The 24948-nt window shown below is 67.9% G+C and carries 17 protein-coding genes; 8 read left to right on the forward strand and 9 right to left on the reverse strand.

The annotated features are described in order from the left end of the window. Window positions 1-178: 178 nt before the first annotated feature. Window positions 179-844, reverse strand: coding sequence for a class II aldolase/adducin family protein (locus DRB06_RS01525; protein WP_108968525.1), 666 nt, complete (start codon window positions 842-844; stop codon window positions 179-181). A gap of 212 nt (window positions 845-1056) precedes the next feature. Between DRB06_RS01525 and DRB06_RS01530 the strand changes: the two genes are divergently transcribed. The 4 genes from DRB06_RS01530 (at window position 1057) to fucP (ending at window position 6223) form a co-directional block, all read left to right on the forward strand. Beyond that, window positions 1057-2829 carry an L-fucose isomerase gene (locus tag DRB06_RS01530; protein WP_108968527.1) on the forward strand — a complete coding sequence of 591 codons (1773 nt, stop codon included), beginning with the start codon at window positions 1057-1059 and terminating at the stop codon, window positions 2827-2829. Between the two features lie 13 nt (window positions 2830-2842). After that, window positions 2843-4366, forward strand: a complete 1524-nt coding sequence (locus DRB06_RS01535; RefSeq protein ID WP_108968529.1) for a rhamnulokinase family protein — start codon at window positions 2843-2845, stop codon at window positions 4364-4366. Between the two features lie 11 nt (window positions 4367-4377). After that, window positions 4378-4806, forward strand: coding sequence for an RbsD/FucU family protein (locus DRB06_RS01540; protein WP_108969929.1), 429 nt, complete (start codon window positions 4378-4380; stop codon window positions 4804-4806). 76 nt (window positions 4807-4882) lie between these two features. Continuing rightward, window positions 4883-6223, forward strand: a complete 1341-nt coding sequence (fucP, locus tag DRB06_RS01545) for an L-fucose:H+ symporter permease (protein ID WP_395994414.1) — start codon at window positions 4883-4885, stop codon at window positions 6221-6223. A gap of 75 nt (window positions 6224-6298) precedes the next feature. Here fucP and DRB06_RS01550 read toward each other — a convergent pair whose 3' ends face one another. After that, window positions 6299-7294 (reverse strand): LacI family DNA-binding transcriptional regulator, encoded by a 996-nt coding sequence (locus DRB06_RS01550; RefSeq protein ID WP_111818964.1) that lies wholly within the window; start codon window positions 7292-7294, stop codon window positions 6299-6301. A gap of 61 nt (window positions 7295-7355) precedes the next feature. Here DRB06_RS01550 and hrpA point away from each other — a divergent pair, with 61 nt between their 5' ends. Further along, window positions 7356-11918: an ATP-dependent RNA helicase HrpA gene (gene hrpA, locus DRB06_RS01555; RefSeq protein ID WP_111818965.1), complete on the forward strand. Its 4563-nt coding sequence runs from the start codon at window positions 7356-7358 to the stop codon at window positions 11916-11918. Window positions 11919-12130: 212 nt separating this feature from the next. Beyond that, entirely contained in the window at window positions 12131-12400 is a 270-nt protein-coding gene (locus tag DRB06_RS01560; protein WP_073329368.1) for a ribbon-helix-helix domain-containing protein, read from the forward strand. A gap of 405 nt (window positions 12401-12805) precedes the next feature. Here DRB06_RS01560 and DRB06_RS01565 read toward each other — a convergent pair whose 3' ends face one another. Together DRB06_RS01565 and DRB06_RS01570 are read right to left on the reverse strand one after the other, a co-directional pair. Next, entirely contained in the window at window positions 12806-14188 is a 1383-nt protein-coding gene (locus DRB06_RS01565) for an FtsX-like permease family protein (RefSeq protein WP_111818966.1), read from the reverse strand. Then, window positions 14185-15057 carry an ABC transporter ATP-binding protein gene (locus DRB06_RS01570; protein WP_170866468.1) on the reverse strand — a complete coding sequence of 291 codons (873 nt, stop codon included), beginning with the start codon at window positions 15055-15057 and terminating at the stop codon, window positions 14185-14187. Before DRB06_RS01570 ends, DRB06_RS01565 begins: the two co-directional genes overlap by 4 nt. Window positions 15058-15197: 140 nt before the next feature. Between DRB06_RS01570 and DRB06_RS01575 the strand changes: the two genes are divergently transcribed. Both DRB06_RS01575 and DRB06_RS01580 read left to right on the forward strand, forming a co-directional pair. After that, complete coding sequence (locus DRB06_RS01575) at window positions 15198-16595, forward strand: sensor histidine kinase (protein ID WP_258522106.1); 1398 nt, start codon at window positions 15198-15200, stop codon at window positions 16593-16595. 100 nt (window positions 16596-16695) lie between these two features. Further along, window positions 16696-17472: a response regulator transcription factor gene (locus tag DRB06_RS01580; protein WP_111818967.1), complete on the forward strand. Its 777-nt coding sequence runs from the start codon at window positions 16696-16698 to the stop codon at window positions 17470-17472. Between the two features lie 66 nt (window positions 17473-17538). Here the strand turns inward: DRB06_RS01580 and DRB06_RS01585 are convergent, their stop codons facing one another. The 5 genes from DRB06_RS01585 to DRB06_RS01605 all read right to left on the reverse strand — a co-directional run bounded on the left by DRB06_RS01585 (window position 17539) and on the right by DRB06_RS01605 (window position 24695). Then, complete coding sequence (locus DRB06_RS01585) at window positions 17539-19635, reverse strand: phosphatase PAP2 family protein (protein ID WP_111818968.1); 2097 nt, start codon at window positions 19633-19635, stop codon at window positions 17539-17541. 92 nt (window positions 19636-19727) lie between these two features. Next, the gene (locus DRB06_RS01590) at window positions 19728-21440 is read right to left on the reverse strand and encodes a hypothetical protein (RefSeq protein ID WP_181575155.1); all 1713 of its coding nucleotides are present in this window, start codon (window positions 21438-21440) and stop codon (window positions 19728-19730) included. A 13-nt stretch (window positions 21441-21453) separates the two neighbouring features. Next, window positions 21454-22308, reverse strand: coding sequence for a carbohydrate ABC transporter permease (locus DRB06_RS01595; RefSeq protein WP_073329119.1), 855 nt, complete (start codon window positions 22306-22308; stop codon window positions 21454-21456). 1 nt (window position 22309) lies between these two features. Next, complete coding sequence (locus tag DRB06_RS01600; protein WP_258522107.1) at window positions 22310-23134, reverse strand: carbohydrate ABC transporter permease; 825 nt, start codon at window positions 23132-23134, stop codon at window positions 22310-22312. 202 nt (window positions 23135-23336) lie between these two features. Then, complete coding sequence (locus DRB06_RS01605) at window positions 23337-24695, reverse strand: ABC transporter substrate-binding protein (protein ID WP_108968544.1); 1359 nt, start codon at window positions 24693-24695, stop codon at window positions 23337-23339. Between the last annotated feature and the right edge of the window lie 253 nt (window positions 24696-24948).

A 24948-nucleotide genomic window follows, 5' to 3' on the forward strand; every position in this document is an offset into this window, starting at 1 on the left:
CGACCACACCGCGGGGTGTGACTTCTACCGACTTCGACACGTAGCTTCGACCGACCTCGGTGGTCATCTCGACCGACCCCGCTGAAGGGAAGGAAGCGGATGGGCGGGGGACCCGAGAACGTCCTGGCACCAAGTGTCAGTGACCGCCGGCGGCCGTGAAGAGGCTGTTGCGGGCTGCTCAGCCCTCCTGAGGGGCGGACTGGCCGTAGCCTGTGTCGCGAATCTTCCTGGCGACGGTGTCGATCTGCTCGTCGCTGAGGAGCTTGGGGGTACCGACAGCGAGTGTGCGCAGGTAGAGCTCGCAGACCCACTCCAACTCCAGAGTGAGGGTATAGGCGCTGCGCAGGTCGGCACCGGCGACGACGGAGCCGTGGTTGCTCATGAGCGCGGCGGTGCGTCCCTCAAGTGCCTTGGCGACGTTGGCGGCAAGCTCGGGAGAGCCGTAGACCGCATAGTCGGCCACGCGCACGTCCGGCCCGCCGAACATGGAGATGTAGTAGTGCACCGCGGGCAGGGCCGTGACTCCCTCCAGGCTGGCGACGGTCGTGGCCGCGCGGGAGTGGGTGTGGACGACGGCGTCGAGCCCGGTCGAGTGCATGGTGGTCAGGTGCAGGTCGAGCTCCGAGGCCGGCTTGAGCGGCCCCTCTACCTGCCTCCCGGTGGCGTACTCGACGACGGCAATGAGGTCGGGGCGTATGTCCTCGTAGGGCAGGCCGGAGGGCGTGATGGCGAGGAGGTCCCCCTCGCGTACGGACAAGTTGCCCGCGGTGCCCACGACGAGGCCGTCTGCTGACAGGTGGGCGCAGGCCTCGGCGATCTGCTCGCGGGCGTGGTGAAGAAGCACGAGATGAGCCTTTCCATGAGGTGCGGCGCGGCGATGCATCCCGCCGCGAGATCGCAGCACACCCACGATGCCATGTTTGCGCTCTCATGTCTACAGCACCGGACGCTGCGAATAATTACTTGACGCCATCCGCTTGCGGTGCACATACTTTGTTTGCGCTCTCATTGAGGCGCGTCTCTGGTCACCGACGCCCAGCGAAAGGTAGCAAGCCCATGTCCACCACCTATCCCGCCATCGGCATCCGGCCCCTGATCGACGGTCGCCGTCGGGGCGTGCGCGAGTCCCTCGAAGACAAGACGATGCGGCTCGCCAACGACGTCGCCGAACTCATCGCCTCCCGTCTCACGTACCCCGACGGGTCCCCGGTACGCACCGTCATCTCCAGCACCACCATCGGTGGCGTCAGCGAAGCCAACGCCTGCAAGGAGCAGTTCCGCACCGAGAACGTCTGCGCAGATCTCACGGTCACCGCCTCCTGGAACTACATCACCGAGGTGCTCGACCTCGACTCCTCCATCCCCCACGCCATCTGGGGCTTCAACGGCACCGAGCGCCCGGGAGCGGTCACCCTGGCCGCCGCCGCCAGCGCCTACAACATGCTGGGCATACCCTGCTTCGGCATCTACGGTCATGACGTCCAGGATGCCGAGGACTCCGGACTCACCGACGACGTCGTCGAGAACCTGCTGCGCTACGCCCGCGCCGCCCTCGCCGTCGGCCTCATGAAGGGACGCAGCTACCTGTCCATCGGCACCGTCTCCATGGGCATCGCCGGCTGCCGCCCGCCCGAGCAATTCCTCGCCGACTACCTCGGCATGCGCACCGAGTACATCGACATGATTGAGATCGACCGCCGCATTGAGCAGGGCATCTACGACCATGAGGAGTACGACAAGGCCCTGGACTGGGCCCGGGAAAACCTGCGCATCGGTGAGAACCACAACCCCGAGCACAACCGTGTGACTCAGGAGGAGTACAACGCCCAGTTCGACTACTGCGTCAAGATGATCCTCATCGGACGCGACCTCATGGAGGGCAACCCGAGGCTCGCCGAACTGGGCTTCGTCGAGGAGGCCGGCGGGCACGACGCCATCGCCGCGGGGTTCCAGGGCCAGCGCCAGTGGACGGACTTCAAGCCCAATGGCGATCTCATGGAGACCATGATCAACACGACCTTCGACTGGAACGGCAAGCATCCCGAGAAGGTATTCGCCACCGAGGCCGACGCCGCCAACGCCATCACGATGCTCTTCAACTCGTTGCTCACCCACCGCCCCCAGCTCTTCAGCGACGTGCGCACCTACTGGAGCCCCGAATCGGTCAAGCGCATCACCGGCTACACCCTTGAGGGTCGTGCCGCCGACGGGTTCATTGACCTGCGCAACTCCGGCGCCACCACCCTCAACGCCACCGGTCAGGAGCGAGACTCACAGGGACATCCCGTCATCAAGCACTGGTGGGAGATCACCGACGAGGACATCGCCAATGACCTGGCCACCACAACCTTCCACGCCGCAACCCGCGAATACTTCCCCGGCGGTGGGTTTTCCACGCACTTCGTCACCGCCGGTGACATGCCCGTCACGGCGGCGCGGCTCAACTTTGTCGCCGGCCAGGGTCCGGTCCTCCAGGTGTCCGAGGGGTGGACCGTCTCCCTGCCCGATGAGGTCCGCACCACGATCGAGGACCGCACCGACCCGACCTGGCCGACGACCTTCTTCGTTCCCCGCCTGACCGGCGCGGGCGCTCACACCAGCGTCTACGACTGGATGGCCAACTGGGGCGCGAACCACACCGCGACCGGCTACGGCCACTTCGGTGCCGACCTGCTCACCCTCGCCGCCATGCTGCGCATCCCCGTGTACATGCACAACATCCCGCGGGAGCACATCCTGCGTCCCAAGGCCTGGATCCCCTTCGGCACCGCCGACCTGGAAGGGGCCGACTTCCGGGCCTGCGCCGCCTTTGGCCCCATCTACCGCTGATGGACGCACCACGATGACGAGCACCGGCGCACACCCCAACCAGGAGTCGAGCCACGACCGTAGGCACGACGCCCTCGCACTGGATCTCGGCTCGAGTTCGGTCCGCGGCGTCCTGGGGCGCTACCAGGATGGGGTGGTCACCACCCAAGAGGTCCATCGCACCCACCACCAGGTGATGGAGCGCGACGGGTACCTCACCTGGGACCTCGCACTCATCCTGGAGGGCGTGCGCCGGAGCATCGAGGCCGCGACCACGCTCACCGGGCGCCTCCCCGACTCGATCGGGACGGACACCTGGGGCGTCGACTACGGCCTCCTCGGCACGGACGGCACCCTCCTGCGGGCCCCGCGCGCATACCGCGACGCGCGGTCCTCACGCTGGGCCGCCGAGTTGGACGCACGGCTCGACCCCGCCGCGGCATGGAGGGCCACGGGGGTCCTGCCGCAGCAGATCAACACGATCTACCAGCTCTTCGCTGACCTGCGCGAGGAGCCGGATCTGACCGACCGTGTGGGCACGCTCCTCCCGCTGCCGGACCTGATCGCCCACCTCATGGGGGCACCTGCCAAGGTGGGACGCACCATCGCCTCCACAACAGGACTGGCACGGCCCGGCGCCGACGCATGGTCCCAACCCGTCCTAATGGCCGCGGGCATCCCCATGGGCTGGCTTCCGGAAATCGTCGACGACGCCACCCTGGCCGGCCGGACGGCGGAGGGGATCGACATCGTCCGTCCCGGTGGGCACGACACCGCCTGCGCCGTCCACGTGCTTGGCCTTGGTCCCGAAGAAGTGCGAATGTTCATCTCCTCGGGATCGTGGAGCCTCGTCGGTGCGACCCTGCCCGAACCCGTTGTTACGGACGCCGCTAGGCGCGCCGGACTGACCAATGAGGTCCGCACCGACGGCGGAGTGCGTCTGTTGCGCAATCTAACCGGCTTCTGGCTCCTCCAGGAGTGCCAGCGGGCCTGGGACGAGGAGGACACGCAGGCACTGCTCGACGCGGCCTCCGAGGTCCACTCCTTGGGCGCTGTCATCGATCCTGACGACCCCGCTTTTGTGCGCCCGGGCCGGATGCCCGACAAGATCGCCAACTGGTGCCTGGAGCACTACGGTCTGCGACCTACGGACCGGGCGCAGACCGTCCGACTCATCCTCGAGTCACTCGCCTGCGCCCACGCCAACTACGCGTACCTGCTGCACGACGTCGTCGGAGACCGACTCGACCCCGCCGCCCCGATCCATCTGGTCGGGGGAGGGGCCCGCAACACTCTGCTCGTACAGATGACTGCATCCGCCTGTCACCGCCCCGTAATCGCGGGCCCGACCGAGGCCTCCGCACTCGGCAACATCCTCGCCCAGCTCGAGGCCACCGGCGTCATCGCCCCCTCCGAGAGGGCCGACGTCATCGCCCGCTCGGTGTCTCCACAACGGATCGAGCCCGGAGACGCCGCACCCTTCGACGCGATGCGTGAGCGCCTGCGCTCCGCAACCGCGTCCTGCCCCTCACCGACCACATATCCGACCACACGATGAAAGGAGCGATGATGCTCCGCAATATACCCGCCAACCTGTCTCCTGATCTCGTCAAGATCCTGCTCGAAATGGGGCACGGAGACGAGATTCTCCTCGCCGACGCTAACTTCCCCGGCCACCACCTGCACCCCGTCACGGTGCGCGCAGACGGCCTCGGTATCCCCGACCTGCTGCGCTCGATCCTCCGGCTCATGCCGCTGGACCGGTACAGCGACTACCAGGTCGCCCTCATGAAGCCCGTCGGTGACGACCCGCGTCCGCCCGTGTGGGACGTCTACGAGCAGATCTGGACCGAGGCCGAGAAGGAGGCCGGGCCGGTCGTGGTACGCACCATTGAGCGCATGGCCTTCTACGAGCACACGCCGTCCGTCGCCGCGGTGGTCATCACCGGAGAGACCGCCCTGTATGGCAACCTCATCCTCAAGAAGGGAGTCCTGTAGGAACCCGCAGCCGCACGCACTCGACCCGACACCCCCGGCTGCGTCCGGGAATCCACCCCTGCAACGGAGCAGAACCATGTCAACCGCAGTACCCCCCACGACCTCCACCGATCCCGGCCCCGGCGACAGCACTGCCCCCGGGCGCGGGTTCCTTCATCCGGGGATGGCGATCCCCTTCGGCCTCCTGGTGGCGTGTTTCGCCGCCTGGGGCCTTGCCGCGAACATGACGGATCCCCTCGTCAAGGTCTTCCGGTCCGTGTTCTCGATGAACAACGTCCAGTCCTCACTCGTCCAGTCCGCCTACTACGGCGCCTACTTCTGCCTGGCGCTGCCAGCCGCGTGGATCAACTCGCGCCTGGGCTACAAGGGAGGGGTCCTTATCGGGCTCTCTCTCGCCGCCACCGGCGGTCTCCTGTTCATCCCGGCGTCGCATGTGATGACCTACTCGGTGTTCCTCGCGGCTCTGTTCACGCTCGCCTCCGGCCTATCGATCCTCGAGACCAGCGCCAACCCCTTCGTCATGGCCATGGGCCCGGCACACAACGCCACCAGGCGCCTGAACTTCGCGCAGGCCTTCAACCCCATCGGCTCGAACCTCGGCGTCCTGCTCGCCGCGACCCTCATCCTGCCCAACGTCAACCCGGCGACCGCCGAGCAACGCGAGGCGATGACCGAGGCCGAACTCCTCGCCACCCGCTCCGACGAGCTGCAGGCCGTCATGGGACCCTACGTCGTCCTCGCCTTCCTATACATCCTGCTGGCCATCAGCATCGCTACTGTCAAGGTCCGTGAGCGCCCGCCCGAGACCGTCAGCCGCACGACCTCCCAGAGCCGGTTCAAGCGCCTGCTGGCCAACAAGCGCTACAGCTTCGGTGTGGTCGCCCAGTACTTCAATATCTCCGCCCAGACCTGCATCTGGACCTACATGCTCCACTACGTCACCGAGACCCTGGGCGTATCGGACACCGTCGCGGGCTACTGGCTGCAGTGCTCCCTCATCGTCTTCCTCGTCAGCCGCTTCGTCATGGTGTGGCTGATGGGCCGCTACGACGGCCGTCGGCTCATGGTCGTCACCTGCGTGACCGGCGTGTGTCTGGCACTGTTCAGCACGGTGAGCGCCAATATCGTCGGCGCCGTCGCTGTCGCGATGCTCTCGGCGTGCATCTCCCTGCTGTTTCCCACCATCTACGGCGAGGCCCTCAAGGGCATGGGAGAGGACACGAAGTACGGCGCCGCCGGCCTGGTCATGGCCATCATCGGAGGTGCCACCATGCCGCTGGTCCAGTCCTGGGTCATGGATCGCTCGTCCGCCGCCGTCTCCTACGTGGTGGTCGCGGTCTGCCTGGCCGTGTGCGCCGCCTACGCTCTCTACACGCTGCGTCTGGAGGATCCGAAGCCCGCGGCGTCCGCCGCCTGAGAGCGCCTGGACTCTCGCCGCATAGGGGTCCACGACCGGGCTCCCCGCCGCGGGAGAGGGACCGGGGCGACGCGCTCAAGGGCGCGAGGAGTCGCGCACGACGAGTTCGGGCGTCAGTGTCATCGATTCGGGGGAGCCGCCGTCCAGGGCCTCGGCGGTCAGCGCCAGCGCCTGGCGCCCGAGCATGTCGAAGTCCTGTATCACCGTGCTGAGAGAGGGGGTTGACCAGCGAGCTTGCGGTATGTCGTCGAAGCCCACCACGGCCACGTCATCGGGCACCCGAACGCCCGCGGCAAGCAGCTCGTGGCACACACCGAGGGCAATGTCGTCGTTCGCGGCAAGGATGGCGTCGGGCAGCCCGGACTCCAGCAGGCGTCTGGCCACGCGCGCCCCCGTCTCACCCGTCCATGCGTCCGTACCGATCCATCGCCCCGGGACCCCCGCCTCGGCACAGACCGCCTGGTAGGCGGACAGGCGCTCGGTGGCGTCCTGCCAGGCGAGATCGCCCGTAATGTGCAGCAGACGACGGCGACCCTGGTCGAGGACGTGCTGGGTAGCCAGGCGCTCGCCCAGCGCCTGGTCGATGCCCACCGTCCTCAGCGACGCGAACGCATGCTGTCCCGAGATGACCACAATGATACGGTCCTGGTCGCGCTGGGTCGACAAGACCGCGAGCACATCGGTGCGCTGCGCGAGCACCACGATCGAGCCGACCCGGTACCCGCGCAGGTGCGCCAGCGCCGCAGTGACCGACGCGGGGTCTGTACCGTCGGCCGTGGCGAGGATGAACTCGCTGCCGTGGTCATGCACAGCGCGTGCTAGGGCCGCGAAGATCTCGGACATGCCGTGGGACAGACTCGCGGCCAGCAGGATGCCGACGGTGCCCGAGGACCCCGACGCCAGGGACCGCGCCGCCAGGTTGGGCTCATAGCCGAGTGCGGTCACGGCCGCCATGACTCGCTGGCGAGTCCCCGGCCGGACCGATGGATGGTTGTTGAGCACCCGCGAGACCGTCTGGGAGGACACCCCGGCGGAACTGGCGACATCGGCGAGGGTCACGGGGCTGGGCATGACCCGTATGTTACGCGTGGCGAGCCGGGACGGACGGGGATGGGGGACAATAGGCGGCCTGATGAGTGACAACGAGCGACCAACCCGGCGCGCGGACCGCCCTGAAGCCGGCAGCAACAACGGCAATGGCACTCGCGGGCGGCGTTCACGAGGGCCCCGCCCCCGGCGCGGCCGGCGCCAGTGGCACGGCTACACCCCCGCGCAGATTGAGTCCCGCCGCGCCGCCGTACCCGTGATCACCTACCCCGAGGAGCTGCCCGTCAGCGCCCGCCGCGAGGAGATCGCCGCCGCCATCCGCGAGAACCAGGTGGTGATCGTGGCCGGCGAGACCGGCTCCGGCAAGACCACCCAGCTGCCCAAGATCTGCCTCGAGCTGGGCCGCGGCATCACCGGCATGATCGGCCACACCCAGCCGCGGCGCATCGCCGCCCGCTCGGTGGCCGAACGCATCGCCTACGAGCTGTCCACCCGCATCGGCCCCGACGGCGTGGTCGGCTACCAGGTGCGCTTCACCGAGGAGACCGGCCCGGGCACGCTGGTCAAGCTCATGACCGACGGCATCCTGCTCGCGGAGATCCAGTCCGACCCGCTGCTGCGCCGCTACGACACGATCATCGTGGACGAGGCGCACGAGCGCAGCCTGAACATCGACTTCATCCTCGGCTACCTGGCCCGACTCCTCCCCCAGCGCCCGGACCTGAAGGTCATCATCACCTCCGCCACCATCGACTCCGAGCGCTTCGCCGCCCACTTCGGCCAGACCGCGCCCACCGCGCAGGACGCCCCACTCGCCGGAGGCGGCCATGACGCCCTCGCCGAACATGGCGACACCACCACACAGTCCCGCCCCACACGGGTGCCCGCACCGGTGATCGAGGTGTCCGGGCGCACCTACCCGGTGGAGATCCGCTACCGGCCGCTGGTTCTCGACCCCACGGACCCCGACGACCCCGACGCCGACGCCTCCGGCGTCCAGGACTCCTCCCCCGCCGCCCGGGGACGGCAGGGCACCGGGGCGGCACAACCCGCGCCGGAAACCGACCGCGACCAGGTCACCGGCATCCTCGACGCCGTCGACGAGCTCATGGCCGCCGGCAGCGGCGACATCCTGGTCTTTCTGGCCGGAGAGCGGGACATTCGCGATACCGAATCCGCCCTCATCGACCACCTGGGTCCGCGCTACACCCCGCACGGGCGCACCTCCACCCCCGGCGCCGTCGAGGTGGTGCCGCTGTTCTCGCGCCTGTCCGCCGCCGAGCAGCACCGCGTGTTCGAGGCGCACACGTGCAGGCGCATCGTGCTGGCCACCAACGTGGCCGAGACCTCCCTGACCGTGCCCGGCATCCGCTACGTCGTCGACCCGGGCCTGGCGCGCATCTCCCGCTACTCCAACCGCACCAAGGTGCAGCGCCTGCCGATCGAGCCGATCAGCCGGGCCAGCGCCAACCAGCGCTCCGGACGGTGCGGGCGCGTCGCCGACGGTATCGCCATCCGCCTGTACTCCCAGTCCGACTTCGAGTCGCGCCCGGAGTACACCGAGCCGGAGATCCTGCGCACCTCGCTGGCCTCGGTGATTCTGCAGATGGCGGCGCTCGGCCTGGGCGACGTGCAGGACTTCCCCTTCCTGGACGCCCCCGACGCCCGCGCCGTACGCGACGGCATCCAGCTGCTGGGCGAGATCGGCGCCATCGAGACCTCCGGCCGCGAGGGCTCGGGGCGACGGCGGGGAGGCCGGGGCGACGGCGTCCGTGGGCCGCGGCTGACCGAGGTGGGTCGACGCCTGGCCCGGCTGCCCATCGACCCGCGACTGGGGCGCATGCTGCTGGAGGCCGGTGAACGCGGCTGCGTCAGCGAGGTCATGGTGATCGTGGCAGCGCTGTCCATGCAGGACGTGCGCGAGCGCCCCGCCGACCATCAGGAGGCCGCCGACGCCCTGCACCGGCGCTTCGCCGAGCCGACCAGCGACTTCCTGACCTACCTGAACCTGTGGCGCTACCTGCGCACCCAGCAGCGCGACCTGTCCGGCTCCGCCTTCCGGCGCATGTGCCGCTCCGAGTTCCTCCACTACCTGCGGGTACGCGAGTGGCAGGACGTGTACAACCAGCTGCGGCAACTCGCCCGCCCGCTGGGACTCGCCGCCGCCCCCGTCGACCTGCCCACCGCGAGCGCCGTGCGCGCGGCGGCCGCCGGCCTGGAGCCGGGCACGCAGGCGGCCACCATTGCCCACGGGGACGTGGCGGCAGCCGTCGTCGCCCTGGGTCGCAGTGCGGACACGCCCAGCGCGGACGCCATCCACCGCTCCCTGCTGGTGGGACTGCTGTCCAATGTGGGCACCTGGGACGAGCGTCGTCGCGAGTATGCGGGCACCCGCGGCAGCCACTTCGTGATCTGGCCGGGCTCGGGTCTGCGCCGCAAGACCTACGACTGGGTGATGACCGCGGAGCTGGTGGAGACTTCCCGCCTGTTCGCGCGGACGGTCGCCAAGGTGGATGCCCGCTGGATCGAGGAGGCGGCCGGGGCTGCCGGGCTGCTGCACCGGGTGTATGGGGAGCCGTACTGGTCCACGCGCCGCGGTGCCGCCATGGTGCACGAGAAGCTGCTGCTGTACGGGATGACCCTGGTGGCCGACCGCCCGGCCACGCTCGCCTCGGTCGGCACCGCCGATGCGCGCGAGTTGGCGCGGGAGATGTTTATTCGCTCCGGGCTGGTGGAGGGCGGCTGGCATGCCCGCCACGGCTTCGTGGAGCGCAACCGGGCGCTACTGGAGGAGCTGGCCGACGTCGAGCAGCGGCGCCGCGAGCACGGGCTGCTGGCCGGCGACGAGGCCCTGTTCGACTTCTACGACGACCGCCTGCCCGACGACGTCTATGGCGCGAACGACTTCGACGCCTGGTGGAAGCGCGAGCGCCGCAACCATCCGGACCTGTTCGACTTCACCCGTGAGCTGCTGCTGCCCGGCGGGGACGACACCGCCGGTTACCCCGACGCCTGGGTGCAGGGCGATCTCACGCTCGGCCTGGAGTACGTCTTCGAGCCGGGGACGCCCAACGACGGTGTGAGCGTACTGGTTCCGGTGGAGGTGCTGGGCCGTCTGGAGCCGACCGGCTTCGACTGGCTGGTGCCGGGTCTGCGCCCCGAGCTCGTGGTGGCAACCATCCGCGCCCTGCCCAAGCGGGTACGTCGGGCACTGGTGCCGGCGCCCGACGTCGGGGCGCAGATGTGGGAGGAGATCCGCCGGGACGTCCCCGGTGCGGCCGGAGGCGCGGGGGCGCCTTCGGCGCCTGGGGTTCCCTTCCGGGAGGCCTTCACGGATGCGGTGGGGCGCCTGCGGCAGGTGGAGATCACCGAGGCCGACTGGGAGGAGGCCGCCGCGCGGCTGCCCGACCACCTGCGCATCGCCTTCGTGGCCGTGGATGGGGCCGGCCGGGAACTCGACCGGGATAAGGACCTGGTGGTGTTGCAGCGCCGCCAGGCCGGGCGCACCGAGGCGGCCGTGCGCGACGCCGTGCATGGCGCCATCGCCCAGGCCATGGCCGATGCACAGCGTTCCCAGGGGCGGCGTCGCGGCGGACGCGGCAGGCGGCGCGGCCAGGGCGGCGGCCCGGACGCGGGTGCGTTTGCCTCCCGAAATGCCGGGGGCAATGCCGCACCCGCGGCGAATGACAAGGGGACCCGCGCCGTCGGGCCGGGACTGGCCGAGCGTGCGGGACTGACGGACTGGCCAAAGGACGTCACCGGCCTGGAGGGTCCGGAGCACTCCACGATTCCGGCCACGATCGAAACCCCGGGCACGGCCGGCCTGGTGGTGCGCGGCTACCCGGCGCTGGTGGCCGTGGGGGCGCGAGGCGCGGATCTGCGGATCCTGCCCGACGCCGTCGCCCAGGAACGCGCGCACGGCGCCGGGGTGACGGCGCTGACGCTGGCGCGTACCGCCCTGCCCACGGCCCGCATCACCTCCCGGTGGAACCCCACCGAGACGCTGACGCTCGCGGCCAGCCCCTATCGGAGCACCGAGGCACTGGTGGAGGACATGCAGCTGACGGCCGCGCGGAGCATCGCCGACCGCTGGGCCGCGGCGCGGCGCACGCCCCTGGCCGGCGTGCGGGAGCAGACCGTGTTCGAGCAGCTGGTGGCCACCATGCGTCAGGAGCTGGAGGACGAGGTCTACCGCGTGGCGCAGGTGTCCGCCAAGACGCTCGCCGCCCAGCGGGAGGTCGAGCGGGAGGTGTCGACCCACACCTCATTGGCGCTGCTGAATACGCTGCAGCAGGTGCGCGAGCATGCGGCGGCACTGGTGTACGACGGTTTCATCGCCGACACCCCGCCGGAGCAGCTGCGGCACCTGCCCCGCTATTTGCAGGCGCTGGCAATGCGCGTGGGTAAGGCGGAGTCCTCCCCCAGCCAGGATGCGGCGCTGGCCTACCAGGTGGAGCAGGCCGAGCGGCTGTTGGCCGATGCCCGGGCCCGGGCTGCGGCGCTACCGACGGATCCCGAGCGGGAGGCCGTGCTGGTTGAGGCGCGCTGGCTGATCGAAGAGCTGCGCGTGAGCCTGTTCGCCCAGACGCTCGGCACCGCCCGCAAGGTCAGCGTGCAGCGCATCAGCAAGCTGCTGGCCAAGGTCTGAGCGGAGCCGTCATCGCGAGGCCCCGGAAGGAGCCCCGCACGGCGGTCTCCGCTATCTCCTCTGTGCGTAGCTCGCGTGTTCAGTCAGTGCCGATCGTGTCTATGACGGCCTTGGCGGTCTTGAGGTCGGCGCCGGGCAGCTTCGGGCCGTGCTCACAGCCGGAATCGCACGCCGTCGACGACCAGACCCGTAATTTCGTATACAAAAAAGCCGTGGATAAGCACCTGTTACATGGCGACTCCGTCAGTGATGACCAGATCCAGGCCTGGGCCGATGAGGCCGAGGCCGGCTATGACCTATCCAAGCTTCCAGCTCCACGACGTGGGCGTCCGCCACTGGGCAACGGCCCCACTTCGGTTCTGACTGTGCGCCTGGACGCCGAAACGATCGCTGCCCCGACCGCACGCGCCGAGGCCGATGGGATCACCACGCGCTCGGAGGCTATCCGTACCGCCGTGCGCGAGTGGGCACACGTTGCCTGACATCCACCGCTCCGCACGCAAGCACTACCAACGAGGCCACCTCAACGATGATGACATCCACTACGCAGCGGAACATGTCCTCTACTCCCGGACGAGCGCCTGGGATGTCAGAATCGATGACAAACGAGGCAGGCGGGTGTCGACGTCCGCAAACAAAACCTTGGAATCATGCGGGCTCCAGATCAGGCCCGGCGGGCGTGGGCGGTGTTTGTCATCGATTGTGACAACTACATGAGCATCACCGCACCCCCGGCGGGGCTCCTAGCCCGCACGCCGCCCATCGGGGGCCATCCGAACCACCGTGCGACCTTCACCCGGCAACCGCCACCCCGCCAAACCCTCAAGCTGAGAACTATCGAAATACCCGTCGGCGTTTTCCGATCAAGGTCACGTCCGGGGCAGCCATCACTCCCGCGCCCGCAGGACCTCGCCGACGCTCCGTTCCCGTCCTGCGCGCGCCGAGGCCACGACGGCCAGGCAGGTCGTGGCCAGTGCCAGCCCGCCCACCACGCCGAGTTCTCCCCACGGACCGCGGACGATCGTGGCCAGCACGCCCGCCCCGGATGCAGCCGCCATGAAAGCGCTGGTCGCCACCGACACAAGCAGTCCGAGAATCACGGCTGCGCCGGCATGCAGCGCCCCCTCCAACACCTGCGCCGCGAGCACCGTGCGCTCCCGGGCACCGGCCGCCTCCAGCAGCGCCGCGTCGCGTCGCCTGCCGCTCGCGCTCATCGCGATCACCGCGACACCACCACTCCAGGCGGTCACCAGCGCCAGGCTGAACATCGCCAGGAAACCAGACAGGCGCATGTTGCCGAAACCGGCGTGCGTGGCACCGAACATGACCGCCACCAGTCCGATCGCCACCAGGAACGGCAGCACCGTGGCGGCCGAGCGGCGCGACTGCAGGGAGGCCGTCCTGGTGGCCACCAGCCAGGCCGGGCCGCGAGCCGGCAGCAGCCCGAGCAGCCGCTCAAGGAGGGGAACCAGCCCGGGCGTCAGCACGCACACCAGCCCCAAAGCGCTGAAAGACCCCAAAATGACGGCATTGATGGCCTCGTCGGTCATGGCCCCGGCGCTGCGAGCCGTCACCGCCGCGGCAACCACCCCGGCTGCGAGCCCGCCGACCAGAGCGATTCGGGTCAGTACTCCGAGCAGGCGCCGCAGACTCCATGCGTTCCCGGCACCGCCTCGGCCGGCGATCAATTCCATCTCCGTCGCCCGGGCGGCCCGCCGCGCGGGCCCCCATCCGCCGATCATCTCGGCCCCGGCGACCACCACCGCGGTCCAGATCAGATCACCCGTCTCCCACTGCGGCGTCGTCCCGGGCAGTGCCACCTCCTGGTCGATGAGCAGCGGCACCATTGCGCGAGCGACCGGCCACCCGAGTGCCCCGCCGCCGAGGGAGCCGACGGCGCCAACGACGGCCAGCTGCCCGAGCAGAATTGCGCGCAGTGTTCCCGGACGCATCCCCAACGCCCGCCACAGGCCATGGTCCCGCTGGTGCTCAGCGATCACGAGTGCGGCCGTCGAAGTGAGCACCGCCGCCGTCGCCAGCACCACGGAGGCGATGATGAACGCACTTACCGTGTGGGCGGCGTCGGTCATGTCGGCGCGAATGGAAATGCCCCACTGGTTGACGCCGGTGGCTGCCGACGCCGTACGCAGCGAGCCGTGCATGACCATGAACTGGCCGGATACACATGCCCCGGCCACAACCGCGACCACGCAGGCCCAGGTCCAGGAGGAGGCGTGCCGCCGCAGGTCGGCGAACAGTAGGTGCATCATCGCGCCTCACCCGCCCCACGGGTGAGCAGGACGGCCCGGGCGACGGCGTCGGCGTCACCGCCCGGCATCTCGGACATGAGGCGGCCCGCTCCCATCACCAGGACTTCGTCGGCGCGTGCCGCGGCCGAGGCGTCGTGCGTGACCATGAGCACCGTCGTGCCCATGGCGCTCAACTCAACCAACCAGTCCAACACCTCCGCACCGGCGGCGACGTCGAGTGCCGCGGTGGGCTCGTCGGCGAACACGAGCGCCGGCCGGGAGGCCAGGACCCGGGCGATGGCTACCCGCTGCCGTTCCCCGCCGCTGAGTTCGTGGGGCAGGTGGCGGGCCTGACCGGTCAGCCCCAGTCGTTCCAACGCCGCATCGACGGCGGTGCGTGGCAGTGGGCGCCGCCGCAGCCGCCCGGGCAGGGCGACGTTGTCCCTGGCGGACAGGGCCGAGACGAGGTTGTCGTCCTGGAAGATGAAGCCGACATGGTCGGCTCGGAAGCGGGCGGCGTCGCGGGGGCGCAGGGCGGTAGTGTGGGTGCCGAGGAGCCGCACCGTCCCGGAGGTGGGCCGGTCCAGTCCCGCGATGCACTGCAGCAGCGTCGACTTCCCGCAGCCAGAGGCCCCGACCAGGGCGGTGAAACTCCCCGCCTGCAGGTGTAGGGCGACGTCGTCGACGGCGGTGACGGCCGCACGACGCCGTCCGGGCAGCGTGAATACGCGCCGGAGTGCGGCCACGTCGATTGCCGGCGCCTCGTGCCGGATTGTCGGTCCACCGGGCGGGCCGGTGAGCGGGGCGGCTGCGGGGCCGCGCGCCGCTGTCTGCGCCGCCGGTGCGAGTTGCGTCGGTTCCGGGTCGGTTCGGGATGCTGAGGCTGCCATGGCAGTCAGGAAACCCGAGTTGCCCGGGTCCGGTCACTGGTGCCGACGCCCGTCCCGCCGGCAGCCCGGTGGTGCCAGGTCCACTCCGGGCGGGTGCTGGCACCCGTGTAAGGCGCGGTCGGCCGCCATAGGGTCTACACATGGCCATCGCAGCCGTACCCGCCGACATCGCACCCCACAGCGAAACTCCCCACCGCTGGGGGCGCCGCGGCATGCTGGTGCTCATCGAGCTCCTTCACGCCGTGGCATTCCTGCCCCTAGTGGTCGCCGCGATACCCCTGCTGCTGGCCTTCCATCTGACGCTGCCGCTGTTGGCCGAGGCCGATCGCGCCCTGGCGCGCCTTGCTGGCGCGAACGCCCCGCGCGCCCTACCACCCGGGAAACTGTGGGCGTGGTTGCGGGGACGCGTGGTCCAGGCCGCCTTCTGGAAGCAGGACGTCCCGCTGGTTCTGGGCGGCACGCTGCTCAGCGCCGTCGGCTTCTTCGTCGCCGGTATAGGCGGGATACTGGTTGGCGTCCTGGCCGTAGGCCCCTTCATCGCCTCGCCCGAGCAGCCGCTGGAAGTCAGCCTGCGCGACCTCGTCGGCTGGTCGTACTCGGCCACCTCCTTCGGTCAGATCTGGTGGCTGGAGCCGATCGCGCTGGTATGTCTCATCATCCTGCTGGGACTGCTGTTGGCAATAGGTCATCTGCGTTGCCGCATGACCGCGGCTCTGTCCCGCCCCGACGAGGAGGCCCGCCTGGCCGCCCTGGCCGCGGAGGTCGGCCACTTGACCAGCGGCCGAGCCACGCTCGTGGACGCCTTCGACGCCGAACGCGCCCGCATTGAACGCGAACTGCACGACGGCGCACAGCAGCGGCTGGTGGCGGCGGCCATGCACCTGGGTGCGGCCGAGCTGCACGCCGGTCGGCTGGCGGGGATCGGCTCACCCGCCGGCCGTGAGGCGGGCCCCGTCGTCGCCCCCGCTGGCGTCATCCCCTCCGACAGCTCAGGCAACCCCGCCTCCACGGGCCGCCAGGCCGAGGCGCTTGCGGCGCTGCGGGCGGACGTGCGTTCCGCGCAGGAGGAGGTCGAGGCCTCCCTGCGCAGCCTGCGGGAGACCGTGCACGGCATTCGGCCGGCAATCCTGACCGAACGCGGCCTGGCACCGGCGCTGCGCGACCTCGCCGGACGGGCGCCTCTGCCCACATCCGTGACAGTAGTCGGAGGGGACGACGATCTGGCCGCCATCACCTCGCCGGTGGCGACCACCGTCTACTTCGCGGTCGCCGAAGCGCTGACCAACGCCGCCAAGTACGCCGGTCCGGCGGCACAGGCGCGGGTCGAGATGGTCGTGACCGCAGACGGACTGACCGTGACCGTCGGCGACGACGGGGCGGGCGGCGCCGATCCGCTCTTCCCCGGTTCGACCGGCCTGGCGGGCATGACGCAGCGCGTGGAATCCGTCGGCGGACGCCTGCTGATCGACTCGCCTCCGGGAGGCGGCACCAGGTTGACGTTGACCGCGCCGCTGATCCCGCCATGGGCCCGGGGCTGAACCCATCCGGGCGCGCTCCGGGCACAGTCCGACTGCGGTCCGCTCCCGGCGCCGTGGTCGTCGTTCCGACCGGGGCCACCGCCTACGGCAGGATGGGCCCATGAGGATCGTGCTCGCCGACGACGCCGCCCTCCTGCGCGAGGGCCTGGCCGGGTTGCTCACCGCGGCCGGGCATGAGGTGGTGGCGCAGGTTGCGGACGCCGATGCACTGCGCACGGAGGTCGAACAGATGGCCACGGCGGGGGCACTGCCAGACGTCGTCGTAACCGATGTGCGCATGCCTCCGACCGGCACCGACGACGGTCTGCGCGCCGCCATCGCCCTGCGTGCCGCTTATCCGGGACTGCCCGTCGTCGTCCTTTCCGCCTACGTGGCCGGACCCTACTTACGTGAGCTGCTGGATGGACCCGATGCCGGTGCGGGCGGGGTCGGCTACCTGCTCAAGGAGCGCGTCGGCCGGGTCAGCGACTTCATGCGGAGCCTGGACGTGGTGGCGGCAGGCGGGGTGGTGGTCGACCCGGAAGTGCTGTCCCGGCTCATGCGTGCGGGCTCGTCCCTGGAGCTCACCCGGCGTTATGGCCTCGAGGCCGCGCAGGGGGACGCGCACGCCGCCGATGGACGGCGCGCGGAGGCTGCGTACGGCCGCGGCCGAGCTGCGGAGGGTACGGCGCTGACGCGCCTGACCCCGCGTGAGCAGGAGGTGCTCGCCCTTATGGCCGAGGGACTGTCCAACTCGCAGGTGGCCGAGCGCCTGGTGGTGTCCGACGGCGCCGTGGCCAAGCACGTCGCAAACATCTTCGCCAAGCTGGACCTGCCGCCCGAGGAGGGCAACCGCCGCGTGCGCGCCGTGCTGACCTGGCTGCGCGCCCACGCCTGAGCCGACCGGGCAGCATCCCTCGCAGAGACCACCAACGAGGCAATAGGCGGTGAGTGGTCTCAGGCTTCAGCAAGCACGGTGGCGCCACCGGCGCCTGGTCGTCAGGACAGCCCCGATGAGGACCAGGCCGGCAGCGGCAGCGAGTTCGGGCAGCACGGACGTGCCCGTACGGGCAAGATCCTGAGGGCGAGAGACCGGCGTCCCGACCGAGACGACGGATGTAGCCTCGTTGGGGGACGCGTTGTCGGTGGGCGCACTCGGATCCGTCACCGCCACCGATGTGGCCGCCGATGAAGAAGCGCTGGGCGGGATCGTTGTGCTCACCCGTACGAGCCACAGTTGTCCATTACTGAAGATCATCTTGAATGATCCGTCAACGCCCTCAACAGTTATCGAGTCGAAGGCGCCGGATACGGAGCCCGTCACAGTCGCGAGGAGTAGCGAGCCTCCTTCGGCCAGAACCGTCGTGTCACCGGAGACTACCAGTGCCCCATCGATGGCCATGTCTCCCGTGACAGTGAGGCTCGGGGACTGGGCAGACGTGGTGGCAGTACTCGCAGGCGAGCCTGGCGTCGCGCTCCCTGCGACTACCGACAAATTGAGCTCCGCAGCGTCGGAGAGTGCAACCGTGCCCGTCACCTCGACCGGTTCGTCGACGGTCTCCGAGAGCACGCCGTCATCGACAGTGATGTCTCCGCTACCGACGGCGGTCATCGAGTCGGCAACGAGGGTGCCGCCGTTCACGGTCACGCCGCCGCTGAACGTGTTGTCACCTGAGAGCGTGAGTCGGCCTGTGCCGTCGAGCTCGAGCGACCCGGCGCCATGGATGTCGTTGCGCCATGTGTCCGCCGCCTCATAGCCGGGGGCCGAGGCATCAAGGCTCACGACGGTCGCACCGTCGAGTGACCCGTAGCCGCCGGAGGCTGCGAGGAGGTTGAGCCGTCCCCATCCCTCGGAGTCGTCGAGCAGGACATGCCCGGATTCGATGGCGGTGGTCCGCAGAACCTCGCGCCGCTGGTCCCGACTTAGGTAGGGGAATCTGGTCTCAAGGAGGACCTCGGCCCCCATCGGCACTACCGCCGGCTCATCGGTCGAGTCGGTGAGGGGCAGCCCGTACGTCATTCGCTCCGTGTAGACCGCCAGGAGAGACTCGTACTCGTCCTGGGTCATCGTGTCGGTAGCATCGAGAGCGGTCGCGGCATCGGCGACGGCCTGCTCCTTGACGCCCGCGTTCTCCTCGTTCGAGAGCGTCGCCGCGGCCAGTGCCGTCCCGAGGGTGCGCCCACCGATCACGTCGCCGGCGGAATGCATGCCGGAGATAATGCGGTAGTCGCCAATCGTGGAGGCGTTGGCGACCAGCTCGGCGTAGTGCTCGGGCACGGCGTAAGCCAGAGCGAGAGAGGCCATGTAGCCGGCACTCGTGTGGCCGGAGGGGAATCCGCCGTCCGTAAGTGAATCTGACGCCAACTCAACGCCCCCGAGGACGTCCGCGACTCTGACATCCGTGCTCCAGCGGAACGGACGCGGATACCGGAACGCCAGCTTCGCCGGATTCGAGCTGGTGTTAGCCCCGCGCACGGCGTTTACCAGTGCGACGACGGCGCCCAGGTCCGAGTCCGTGTCCGCCCACGCTCCGTTGGAATTCCCTGTGTCCGAGTACTTGACGGTCGTGGAGTCTGCGGGGATGTCCTCCGTTATGGAGGTGCCGGCGTTAGCGAGTTGTCGGAACAGCGGTGCGTCCACGCCGAGACCGTCAATCGCACTGTAAGACTGGTTGCGACGATCTGTAAGGTAGGCCTGCACCGCTTGCTCCTCGGTCCGCTCGGAGGTGGCGTTCTCCGAGTAGGCAATAGTGGCCTGTTGAAAGGACTCGTTGAGGATGGTGCCGTCGGCGGGGGTCTCACCGGGCTCCCACACCTCATAGAACTCCGCGAGCAGGCTCACCGCGGCATTGGTGTCCGCCGCGAGATTGGCGGTCGTATTCGTCGAATAGGACTCAACGAAATACGATCCGTTAGCAGCAGGCACGGGATCAAGCGGATCAGTCGCCGCGGTCTGTGCGACGGCATTGGGGATCAGGAACATGGCCAGCACGAGCACCGTCGTGAGCGCGATACCGCCGCATTGATAGTCGTGACGGTCATGCCGGAAGGAAGACATCATTGGCTCCTTGGGGATTTACGTATGGCATTGGGATCAAGTGGTCTCAGCCCGTACGCCGGTCGACGCGAGTCCGGGAGGGCGATCCGCCCGCCTCACGCCGCGCGCGTGAGGCGCAGCGTGAGCGTGCCGGGGATGTCGATGGTGACGTAGAGGCGGGTCCCGGCCAGGGCGTCGGTGCCGCCGAGGTAGCGGTACTCCTCACCGGGTTCATAGAAGGCCGGAACACGGCCCACACGGTCGGCGACGACGTCGATGACGGTTCCGTCATTACCGCTCAGCGTCGCCGTTCTGTTGAGGACGAACGCCTCCTCCCCCAGCGCGCGGGCACCGTCGACCTCGACGTCATCGCCGAGCGCGATCTCGAGACAGGCTCCCGTACAAGGGCCCTTAAGGTCGACGGAGAGTTCAATACCGTCGCGCAGATCGCGGATGCTCACCTCCGTGTCAAGACGAAGTGAGATGGTCTTGCGCCGGGAGAATGCCATCCGGGCCGCGAAGCGTCCCTCGAACTCCATGTCGTAGGTGCCGTCCTCATGACGCGAGGCAGCGTCGAGCGGCAGGTAGTAGTCGGCGCTTGCGCTCTCTCGCAGGACAACCGTGTCATCGCTCGTCTCCCAGTCAGTGGGCCGGAAGGGACCGAGACCGAAGAAGTTCCGGGAGAGGCGCAACGAGCGCAGCTCAACGCCGCCGAGCCAGGCGTGCATGAACGTCGGGTTGCATGCGAGCCCGGATGCAATACGTCCCACTGCTGGGTAATCGGAGTAGCCGTCGACGACGAGGCGCTGATCTCCGTGTGTTCGCACAACCAGGCCCGAGTCGAGAACCCGGACGCCGTCAGCAGGCGCCACGGGCGTCGGCATCAAACTGGCTGTCACGGGGTGCAGGAGAACGCAGGCCAACTCGTCGCCCCCGCTGGGAATGCCGAGGTCCCAGGCGCGCTGCGCCCACCATGCGAGGTCTGAGCGATTGCGCTCGATCGCGATGCGCCGAAGCTGGTGGTGAAAGCGCCCAAGGCTCACGGTTACGTCCCCACGCTGATCCTGCCGGCGCGAGTGCATGGTCTCGACGTTCCCGGCGGGGTCGGTGAGCAGGGTCATCGTTGTGAGGTTGTGCTCGACGACGTCAACGAGAGCCGGCAGCCCGAGGGCGGTCGCGATACTAAGCAGGCTACGATTGGAGACGTCGATCGCGTAGTTGGCCGATCGCTCGGAGTACTGCCCGTCGGTATCGACATCAATCCCCTCGGCTAGCCACTCATCGATGCGTGCACGACGCGCCGGGTCAGGCCAACGCCGCTCCAGATGGGTGAGCGCCTCAACCAACTCCCAACGGTGGTTGGGTGTGTGCACGCCGCCGGCTTGGAGGGCTGGATCGAGCCTCCGTACCATCGCCTCGAGCCGCCGGCTAAGGGCCCGTACGTCGTCGCCGGCGTCGGCATCGAGGAGCTCGAGGCTCTCCATGAGGTCGTTGGCCGTGAAGGACGAGTCGGGCGGAGAGTCCAGATTGTCGCCACTGAAGAGGCCGGAGTCACCCTGAAGTGTCTCAAGGGACCTCGTCAGGCGATCGGCGTAGGCGATGAGTGACCGGTCGCCGTGCAACCGGCTGCCCGCCGAGAGGTGGCAGGCGACGGCGATCTTCATCGCCCGCGCAAGCCGCCTATGAGAGGGCCTCGCGGCTAGGAACGACTCCTCAGTGGCGAGGAGGGTGTCGGCCTCCCACGCCGCATTCTCATGCAGAGCAGCGAGGTAGGTGCGATCAACACCCGTAGGCCCTGCCGGAGCGGTCATACCAACCGTTGCCGTCACGACTCGACCTCTTTCAGTCCTTGATTCCGGATCCAAGGTTCGCGTCCATGATGTTGCGCTGGAACACGAGGTATATGACTAGCAGCGGCAGGATCGAGATCACGGAGGCCGACAGCAGCACCGACCAGTTGATGTTCTCGGCGCCGACGATCGAACGCAGCGCGACCTGGAGGGTGTACTTGTCGTTGTCCGAGATGACGATGAGGGGCCAGATGTAGTCGTTCCAGCGCCACTGGAAGGAGAAGATGGCCAGGGTAACAGCCGTGGGCCTGGCGAGCGGCAGCATGATCCTGAAGAATGTCTGGAATTCTCCGGACCCATCGATGCGAGCGGCTTCCAGGAGCTCGTCGGGAACGCCCATATAGAACTGACGGAACATGAAGACGCCGGTGGCGGTCATGATTGAGGGCATGATGAGGCCTGCGAGATTGTTGTACAGGCCCAGATCGCGGATGACGAGGAAGGTCGGAGAGAGGATAACCTCGGTGGGCAGCATCGTCGTCATGAGGAGGCAGACGAAGAGCACTTTGAGCCAGCGGTTCTTGTACTTCGCCAGGGCGTAGCCCGTGGCGGCCGACACCATGACTGTAAGAACGGTCGTCGTGAACGCGACAATGAAGGTGTTCTTGAAGTAATTGGCGAAGTTGAAACGGGTCCACGCCTCAGCGTACCCGCCGAGCGTCCAGCTCCTCGGGAGGAAGGACAGCGGGAACGAGAACAACTCGCCGTTCGATTTGAATGATGACAGGACGAACCACAGGACGGGGAACGCGTAGATAGCGGCGACAACCCACATGAGGAGCGTTAATGTGATGGATTTGCGCTCCTGCGGGCCACCCTCTTTGATGCGCTTGGATCTCGTAGCCATATCATGCCTCGTTGTCACGGTTAAGGCGAAGCTGGACGAGGGATAGGATCAGCAGGATGACCATGAGGACCATCGATGCAGCGCTGGCATAGCCGACCTTCGCCCGCGAGAAACCGGTGGTGTAGATGTACTGGACGATGAAGTTGTTCGACGTTCCGGGGCCTCCGCCGTTAACGGCCTGGACGAGGGCGAACTCCTTCATTGAGCCCAGGGTGCTCAACAGGATAACCATGAAAGATGTCGGCCGGATAGACGGCAGGATGATGTGCCAGAAGGTCTGCCAGGAGGAGGCGCCATCGAGGGCGGCAGCCTCCTTGACGCTGGTCGAGACGTTCTTGAGGGCGCCGATGAAGAGCAGCATATTGAAAGCCGTCCCCGCCCAGGCACCAGCGAAGATCACGACAGCCAGGGACAAGTTCGAGCTCGTCTGCCACGACGGCTGTCCGAGTCCGACCAACGAGAGCAGATAGTTGATCAGCCCGAAGCTCTCTCCGAACATCCATCGCCAGATGACGCCGACTACGATCGGGGAGATGAGCCACGGCATGAACAGCAGCATGCGGGCGGGGGCCGCACCGACGACACGCTTGCTTGTGAGTATGACCGCGGAGAATAGCGAGAGGACGTACCCCAGCGGCACGGCGATAACCGTGTATTCGAAAGTGCGCAGCAGCGCCGAGTAGAAGTCCTTGTCAGATAACAGCTTTGCGTAGTTCGATAGCCCAACCGCACTGAAGCTGCCCCGCCCCTTGTAGTTCGTGAAGGAGTAGAACAATCCACTCGCGGCAGGCCACACGAAGAACACAAGGTAGAGGAAAATAATCACTGCAACGAAGACGAACGGCTGCCAGTGGTACGTCCCCGGGGACCTGCCCCAGCGCCGCTTCTTATGAGTTCTTTCCAAGTTTGTTTCTGACGCCATAGCTCTTCCCAACGCCATGTCGGCCTCTGTCACCGGGGCGCCTCGAGTTCCCGCGGTGACGTGTTGGAAGGAGCGGCTCGACGCCGCCCTCCCGGCAACCGTCGTGTCAGCCGTTCGCGACGGCCTCGTCGTACTGCTCGATGATTCTGTCGATCGTCGTATTGACGTCCTGCTCGCCGGACACGTACTTGATCACCTCGTCGCGCAGCGGGTCGCCGTCGACGATCAGCCCGCGATTCTGCCAGTCAAGGCCTTGAGTCACTTGGTAGCCGGCGATATCAGGCGACGCGGCAATCTCCTTCGCATAGATTTCGAAGGAGTCCTGTGCGAAGTCGTAGTCGACTTGCATGTCCTCAACAGCGGGGATCGCAGCAGCCAGCTTGCAGTACTTCCGGTACTGGTCCTCGGCGAGCGCCCAAGAGATGAATTCCTTAGCCGCCCCACCGTTGCCATTGGTATCGAAAGCGGTGAGGAAGCCACCGGTACCGATGTTGGTCGAACGGGTCGGCTGCTGCGGCATGTATGCCGAGGCCCACTCGAAGTCGGTGATGTTCTCCTCGAAGTCGGCGAGCTGCCAACAGCCGGAGTAGTAGGCGACGACCTCGCCGGACTTGAACAGGGCGGAGGGGTCGTCCTCGCTCAGCCACACGGAACGCGGCATGATCGCGTCGTCGTTCATGTTGCTGAAGTACTCCAGAGCCTTCTTCGTGTTGTCGTTCGTGGAGTAGGTCCCGTCGTCCGCCTCAACAAAACCCTCGGACCCGAACTGGTAGAGGAAGGCGCGCAGACGGTGCGATGTGCGGTCCATGACCAGGTTGTAGCGGGCGCCGGTGGCCTCCTTGACCTTCGTCGTCGTCTCGATGAATTCATCCCAGGTCCAACTCTCGTCCTCGGACGTCGGGTAGGAGACCCCCGCCTGCTCGAACAGGGACTTGTTTACAAAGAGCCCAACGGAGGTAACAGCGGCAGGGATGGTGAGGACCTTGCCGTCGTCGTCCGGCAGCAGCAATGAACTCATGATGTTGCGTTCGCTCGCGACATCGGCGAGGTCGACAAGGTCCTCGGAGAAGGTCGGGTCGACCGAGGGGATACGACCGATGTCCGGCAGGTCACCGGCTAGCGCCGCGTTGACCAACTTGGTGTTGAAGTCATCGTAGGCGACGTCAACGATTTCGATGTGGATGCCTGTGGCGGCCTCGTAGTCCTCGGCGAGCACGGCGTAACCGCCGCCCTCGTTGGCGTCGCCGGACAGCCAGAACGTCAAGCTGCTCGGTGTCTCCGAGTTTGAGGAGGAGTCGCCGTCGGAGCCGCAGGCGGCGAGCGCCAAACCGGATGCTGCCAACAGGGCGCCTTTGGCCAGCGAGCGACGTGTTATGGCCAAAGACGCCGGGAACGTCTGCGCATCGTCGGTAGGGAGTGGGATGGATGTGGGGGGCACTGTCGGCTTGCCCTTAACAGCAGGCATGGCGGATCTCCTTCCCTTCGTTGCAAACGAGATCGAACGAAGAGTAAGCGACCTGTTTCGATCTGTCAAACTTCAGTTTCATGGGTATCCTCATGCTGCACGCCCGAGTCAACGACCCGGCCGTACCGGTCATGCCACCACGTCCCGCTCAGCAACTGCGCTCCCCCATGCCGAGCGCGTTACTGCCCGGGACCCGGTCGAGGACGCGGGGCACTGCTCGCAGCTTCGTCCGGCGTCACGACTGCACTCGCAC

Source organism: Actinomyces sp. Z5 (assembly GCF_003287795.1).
GTDB classification, from domain to species: domain Bacteria; phylum Actinomycetota; class Actinomycetes; order Actinomycetales; family Actinomycetaceae; genus Actinomyces; species Actinomyces glycerinitolerans.